The sequence below is a fragment of the Candidatus Protochlamydia sp. W-9 genome (genome assembly GCF_001950615.1).
GTDB lineage: Bacteria > Chlamydiota > Chlamydiia > Chlamydiales > Parachlamydiaceae > Protochlamydia > Protochlamydia amoebophila.
On record NZ_BCPZ01000001.1, the window covers coordinates 21,518 to 28,054 of the forward strand.

Annotated in this window: 5 protein-coding genes; all 5 read right to left on the bottom strand. The window is 35.1% G+C overall.

Translation table 11 applies throughout. From position 1 onward, the window contains the following. Positions 1–59 precede the first annotated feature (59 nt). The gene (locus BU804_RS00095; protein ID WP_075882489.1) at positions 60–662 is read right to left on the bottom strand and encodes a hypothetical protein; all 603 of its coding nucleotides are present in this window, start codon (positions 660–662) and stop codon (positions 60–62) included. Between the two features lie 102 nt (positions 663–764). Further along, on the bottom strand, positions 765–2,402 hold the full coding sequence (locus tag BU804_RS00100) for a diphosphate--fructose-6-phosphate 1-phosphotransferase (RefSeq protein ID WP_075882490.1): 1,638 nt from the start codon (positions 2,400–2,402) through the stop codon (positions 765–767). 27 nt (positions 2,403–2,429) lie between these two features. After that, positions 2,430–3,221, bottom strand: coding sequence for an alpha/beta hydrolase family protein (locus BU804_RS00105; protein WP_075882491.1), 792 nt, complete (start codon positions 3,219–3,221; stop codon positions 2,430–2,432). 95 nt (positions 3,222–3,316) lie between these two features. Beyond that, positions 3,317–4,708: an L-serine ammonia-lyase gene (locus BU804_RS00110; RefSeq protein ID WP_075882492.1), complete on the bottom strand. Its 1,392-nt coding sequence runs from the start codon at positions 4,706–4,708 to the stop codon at positions 3,317–3,319. A 266-nt stretch (positions 4,709–4,974) separates the two neighbouring features. Next, entirely contained in the window at positions 4,975–6,339 is a 1,365-nt protein-coding gene (mgtE, locus tag BU804_RS00115; protein WP_075882493.1) for a magnesium transporter, read from the bottom strand. Between the last annotated feature and the right edge of the window lie 198 nt (positions 6,340–6,537).

Below are 6,537 nucleotides of genomic sequence, written 5' to 3' on the forward strand. Positions count from 1 at the left end.
AGCTTTTTTAAATTAACTTTCGCCTGTAAATAAGAGGATGTTAATTCTTTATTACAATGTTAAGACGGTATTTTAGACAAGAGACGAAAAGATTCAATAAAATGTTTGTAATCAGCTATATCATAATCTCTATTTCTAGCAACGTAAGTTAACACATAAACAGTTTTATCTATCATAAAAGACTTTCCTTCAATATCAAATTCTTTATTGACAAGATGAAAATCAATAGCTGACTGCTCTTGGAAAATGGCGTCTCTTTGCTCTAAAAGATGGTTAGCTGGATCACTAGCAATTAACTCATCAATAACTGATCGAACAATTGTATTTTTATTGTTTGTATTGAAATCTTGGGGATAAGTGATGACACTGATCATAAAAACTGTCCCATTAATTTTTTCAGCTGCATACATCGCATAACGACGTTTAACATCTGTATTAGGAACATTCACAGCTTCTTTAGCATATTGAGGCATAGAAGGAAATAAAACTTTAAAATCTCCTGATTCAGAAGTAAATTCTCTCCATTCTGCATAAGGAGAAACAATTTTTTCGCTTTGTGTTGGCCCCGGAAGCACTTTATAAGCATCTTTCATATTTGCAGCTAAAAAAATCACTCCCACCATCAAAATTGCAAAAATAGACATGATCACATTTTTATACATATTGCCTCAAAAAAACTAAAGATGCCGTTCAAATTTGTTAAACTTCTTTCAAAACTTATTTAATTTCTATATAGCGCTCTAAAAATTCTTTGCCAAACTTTTTTAAAGCAAAAGCGAAAGAGGCTTCACCTCAGTCAGATTTTTAGGTCCTTCAAATTGAATAGGGCCGGGCGAACGATAGTCATCAGTAATTTGCCATTGATCTCTTACCGAGGCATACTTTTTAAAAAACGGTCCTTGCAAATCGACAAGAAATTTTCGAATAACAGATTTTTGTTTACCTTGTCTTTTTTCTATCTGCAGCATTCGATAAATTGGCACTCCCATAGGGCTCCATCTCTCAATAGGCTCTGATAATTTTTTTAGACAACTCATATAACCCGTAACACCGGATTGAACTAACAAAGTAGCTACAAATCCGAGCGCATAGCAATATTGGCAATCAAAGTTACTGGGTAATCCAGATCGTCCTTCATAACCACAAAATTGAGGTTGAGGGCTAAATTTTCCTTTATAAATGCCTTCTTGCTTAAGTCGTTTTAGCTCTTTTTCTACTAACTTTATTAATAAGCGTTCCGTTTCTATTTTTGATACTTGTACATTTCCATGTGAGTCTCTTTCTAACAAAAGTTGATCGCGTACATCTTTTGGGAGAGCTAAAAATGTTTTTGCTTCGCTTGAAGTAAGCTGAGAAATGATATAATTATCTTTTTCTTCCGGTATTAATAATTCTTCGATTTTTTCTGAGTGAAAAAAAAGTAATTCATTGAGCTTCTGAATCAACGCTCCAATTTCAGAGATAGATTCTATTAAACCTTCCGGTATTAAAACCACTCCGTAGTGAAGATTTTTTTCAGCTCTTTTACAAATCATGGTAGTGATTTGCCCAACAATTTCTTGAAGAGTTTGTTTCTTTTCAGCAACTTCTTCACTAATAAAAACTAAATTAGGGTGTGTCAATAAAGCGCACTCGAGAGCAAGATGAGAAGCAGAGCGGCCCATCAATTTAATAAAATGATAATATTTTTTTGCTGATAAAGCATCTTTCAAAATATTTCCAATACATTCCGCATATATTTTACTAGCAGTATCAAATCCAAATGAAATGTCTATAAATTCATTTTTAAGGTCTCCGTCAATTGTTTTTGGAACTCCAATAACAGAAGTTTTTACGCCAGCTTGTTTAAAATATTCTGCTAAAATAGCTGCATTGGTATTAGAATCGTCTCCTCCAATAATGACTAGTCCGTCCAGTGCTAAAGTTTGAACAGTTAACATGGCTGCTTCTAATTGAGCGGGAGTTTCGATTTTTGTTCTCCCAGATCCGATCATATCGAATCCTCCTTGATTGCGATAAGAATCGATCACCATTTTTGTTAATTCGATAGAGGTGTTCTTCAATATTCCTAAAGGACCGTCAAGGAAACCCAGTAGTATGCTTTCTGGATGAATTTGCTTTAAGGCATCAAATAAACCGGCAATCACATTATGTCCTCCTGGAGCCTGACCTCCAGATAACACGACACCTACTTTTAAAGGTGTGGCTTCTTTTTTGTTGCCGCGGCGAAAAGTAATAATAGGTTGCTGAAATGTTTTTGGAAACTGCTCTTGCAAAGCGGGATCAGAGAGACAAATTGATTTTTCAAAATTTGCTGCAATTACACTTAAATCTTGCAAAAGGAGAGGAAGCTGAGGTTGATACTTTAAACGGTGAATTTGCAACGGGCTAAAAGAAATCATTGCTAACTCAATGCTCCTGATCAGATTTTACAAAGTTTCTTTAAACCAAGTACAGGTTTCCTGAAGTGCCTTTTCTCGCTCACTTTTATCCGAAAAATCATGATCAGACTGCGGGAGCAAGATAAATTTAGTATTTTCAATGGATTCTCGAGCATTTTTATAAGCTTTTGCATGTTCAATCTCTACAATAAGATCTTTTTCACCATGAATATGTAAAATAGGCACGTTCTTAATATGTGTTAGTTTTTGCTCAATATTCAGCTCAAAAAACTGTTTTAAGAACTCTTTATTGGGAGTATGTGAAGGCAGATGTTTTAGAATTTCATTTGTAGCTAAAAGAGAAGGATTAGATTGAATTAAGTCCCATAATTTTTTCCATGGTCCGCTTGTGAAAACAGGAGCCCAGAGTGCCAAGCTTTTAATAGAAGGATATTCGCAAGCAGCTAAAACAGCAATTGCCCCACCTAAAGAGCGTCCAAGTATTCCTATACGGTTGAGATCAATTTGAGGATCCTTGGATAAAAAATTTAAACAGACTAAAGTATCACTTAGTTTACTTTCTAAAGTGAGATCTTCAAACTCCCCTTCACTATCCCCAGCACCTCGATAGTCGAACCGAAGAACAGCAATTCCTTGCTTCGCTAATTCTTTACCCAAATTAACAAAAAGTCGAAATTTACCACTTTTGGTGCCTCCAAATCCAGAACAAATGACAACAGCGGGAACCGGAGTAGTTTTGAGAGGGCGGTGTAAAATAGCGAAAATTTTTTCACCTTGATTAGTAAGGGTAATAGCTTCTCGTTCTTCAACTTTTTGCATGGAATCCTAAAAATATTGAAAAAATTAAAAGGCAATGACAAGACTAAAACAACTAGATTTTCAAACAGGTTTATTTTTGCAGTTATTTCTTTAATCTAACATTCTGGTACATTAACAGCCAGCCCTCCTTGAGATGTTTCTTTATAAATAGACATCATATCATGGCCAGTTTGTTTCATTGTGGCGATTACTTGATCTAAAGTCACTCGGTGCGTACCATCTCCGTGTAGTCTAGCTAATCTTTCTGCATTAATCGCTTTAGTAGCCCCCATTGTATTTCTTTCAATACAAGGAATTTGCACTAAACCTTTAATGGGATCACAGGTTAATCCCAAATTATGTTCCATTCCGATTTCTGCTGCATTTTCAATTTGTTCATTACTTGCACCAAGAGCGGCTGCAAGGCCAGCTGCTGCCATTGAACACGCGACCCCAACTTCTCCCATGCACCCCATTTCTGCCGCTGAAATCGAAGCTCCTTCTTTATATAAAATTCCAATTGCTCCAGCCACTAATAAAAAAGTGATAATTCCTTTAGAATCTGAATTATTTATAAATTTTTCATAGTAATGAAGCACAGCGGGAATGACTCCCGCTGCTCCGTTCGTTGGAGCTGTGACAACACGCCCTCCTGCTGCATTTTCTTCATTGACAGCCAATGCCCACAGACTGACCCAATCTATGACTTCAGCACGATCTCGTTTTTCTAAAGGTTTTAATTCTTCTTCTTGTAAATATCGATAGATACTTGCTGCGCGTCTTTTAACATTTAGCCCTCCAGGTAATACCCCTTCTTTTTCGCAGCCATGCTTTACACAAGTCTGCATGACATTCCAAATATTGAGAAGTCCTATTTCAATTTCTTCTTCTGTACGCCAAGATTTTTCGTTTTCCCACATCAATTCAGCAATTGAAAAATTATGTTTTTTACAAAGAAGTAATAATTCATCCGCCGTTTTAAAAGGATAAGGTAAATGATGATCATTTTGACAAATCGTTTCATCTTTCATGGCTGCATGATGATCGACAATAAAGCCACCGCCTACAGAATAAAAAACTTCTTGAGATATTTCTCGATGGCAGGTATTAAAGGCTGTAAATCGCATTCCATTGGGATGAAAAGGGAGCTGTTTATCAGAATGGAAAATTAAATCAACTTCTTCTTGAAACTCAATCAATCGAGAATTAAGTAAAGAGATTTTGCGATTTTCTCGAATCCATTTAATGCGTGGCTCTACATCTCTTGGATTGATTCCTTCCGGAGCATTTCCTTCTACGCCAAGCAAAACAGCAATATCTGTGGAGTGTCCTTTTCCTGTTAAAGCCAATGAACCATAAAGCTCCATTTTTATTCTGTGGACATCCACTAACATATCGTTTAACTGTAAATTGACCACAAACTGTCGCGCTGCGCGCATGGGTCCAACTGTGTGCGAACTCGAAGGTCCGATACCAATCGAAAATAAATTAAACACACTGACAGCCATAAAAAATCCTTAATTAATGATTTTTTGCCTATTCTTGACAAGAGATCGAATATTTTAGCAAAAAAGTTTCATTACACAAAGAAAAATTATTTAACGATAAGTCTTTTAATAAAATGAATTAATTTTATTTGTTTAAAATACGGAAAATTTGCTAATTAAACCTTTAAAATAACTTAAAGAATTTAAAAATCATGAGGCAGGTACGTCAAATACTCCTTAGCCTAAATAAAAATTTTTGGCAGAGATAATTAATTATTGCGCATTGGCTATAAAAGCGTTCCTTTCAACAGAAAGATAGCAACCATAAAATAAATGATTAGTCCCACAACATCAACCATTGTTGCAATAAAAGGGGCTGAAGAGGTGGCTGGATCAAAACGAAAATAGCGCAAGACTAAAGGAAGCACAGCTCCAGAAAAAGTTCCCCATAAGATCACTCCGATTAAAGAAAAGTAAATGGTAAGAGCAATTAAAAACCAATGATCTCCATAGATATTTGAAAACTGACTCCAAATAATGACTCTTAAAAATCCAATTAACCCTAGAATTAACCCTAGAACAACTCCTGAAGCGCATTCTCGCTTAACTATTTTCCACCAATCTTTAAGTTTAACTTCTTCAAGTGCCATCGCACGAATAATTAATGTCGCAGCTTGCGAACCAGCATTTCCTCCGCTGGAAATCACTAAAGGTAAAAATAAAGCTAAAACAACTGCTTGAGCAATTTCTTTCTCGAAATACCCTAGTGCTGTTGCAGTCATCATTTCACCTAAAAATAGAATGACCAACCAGCCAGCTCTTTTTTTAATTAATTCTAGAAAAGGTGCCTGCATATAAGGTTTGTCTAAGGCTTCCATTCCCCCAATTTTTTGAATATCTTCAGTTGCCTCTTCATCTGATAAGCGAAGAATGTCATCAATTGTCACAATTCCTAATAAGACTCCTTTATTGTCAATGACAGGTAAAGCTGAGCGATCATGCATACGGAACACATTAATAGCTCTTTCTTCATCTTCTTTAACTGAAAGAGCAATCACATTTCCATTTAAAATACTTTCCACTCGCTTATTCCGCGATATAAAAAGAAGATCTCTTAACTTAATGTCATCAATTAATCTACCTTTGTAATCAATCACATAAATATAATCGATTGTTTCACTGTCATGCCCATATTCTTTAATATGATCTAAAACTTTTTCAATTGTCCAATGCGGTAAAACAGCTAAATAATCTGTTGTCATTAAGCGCCCAATACTCTTTTCTGGATAACCTAACAATTTTAAAGTGAGCAAGCGCTCGCTAATAGGCAATAATTTGACAAATTCATCTACTGTTTCTTTAGGTAAAACTTCTAGAAAAGCTGTTCGGTCATCAGGTGCAAAAGATTTGAGAAGCTTGGCTGCTTGATAGGAAGGCAATGCATGTAAAAGAAAGTTCTGTGTTTCTTGAGAAAGATAATCAAAACATTCGAATGTTAAATTTTCAGGAAGCTCTTTGAACATACGTAATTGAAATTTTTGAGGCTGATTATTCAAAAATTCGGCAATTTCATACCCTGTTAAGGCTTTTAAAGCCTTTCTGAGACGTTTTGTATTTCCTGAGCGAATCAATTCATTCATCAAGTCTTGCATATTTTTTGTCTCACATCATTTTTTTTAAAACTTAAAAAAAACAGCTTCTAAATAAATTTTATATAAAAAAAACAATTTTTTGTTGTAAATAAAGTTTATCCTGTGTATAATATTGGTCTCAATAACCAAAGGGATCTAAATGAAGGGAAAACTTTTCTTTATGTTTCTAACTCTCTTTACAGAGTGCATTGCTTATTC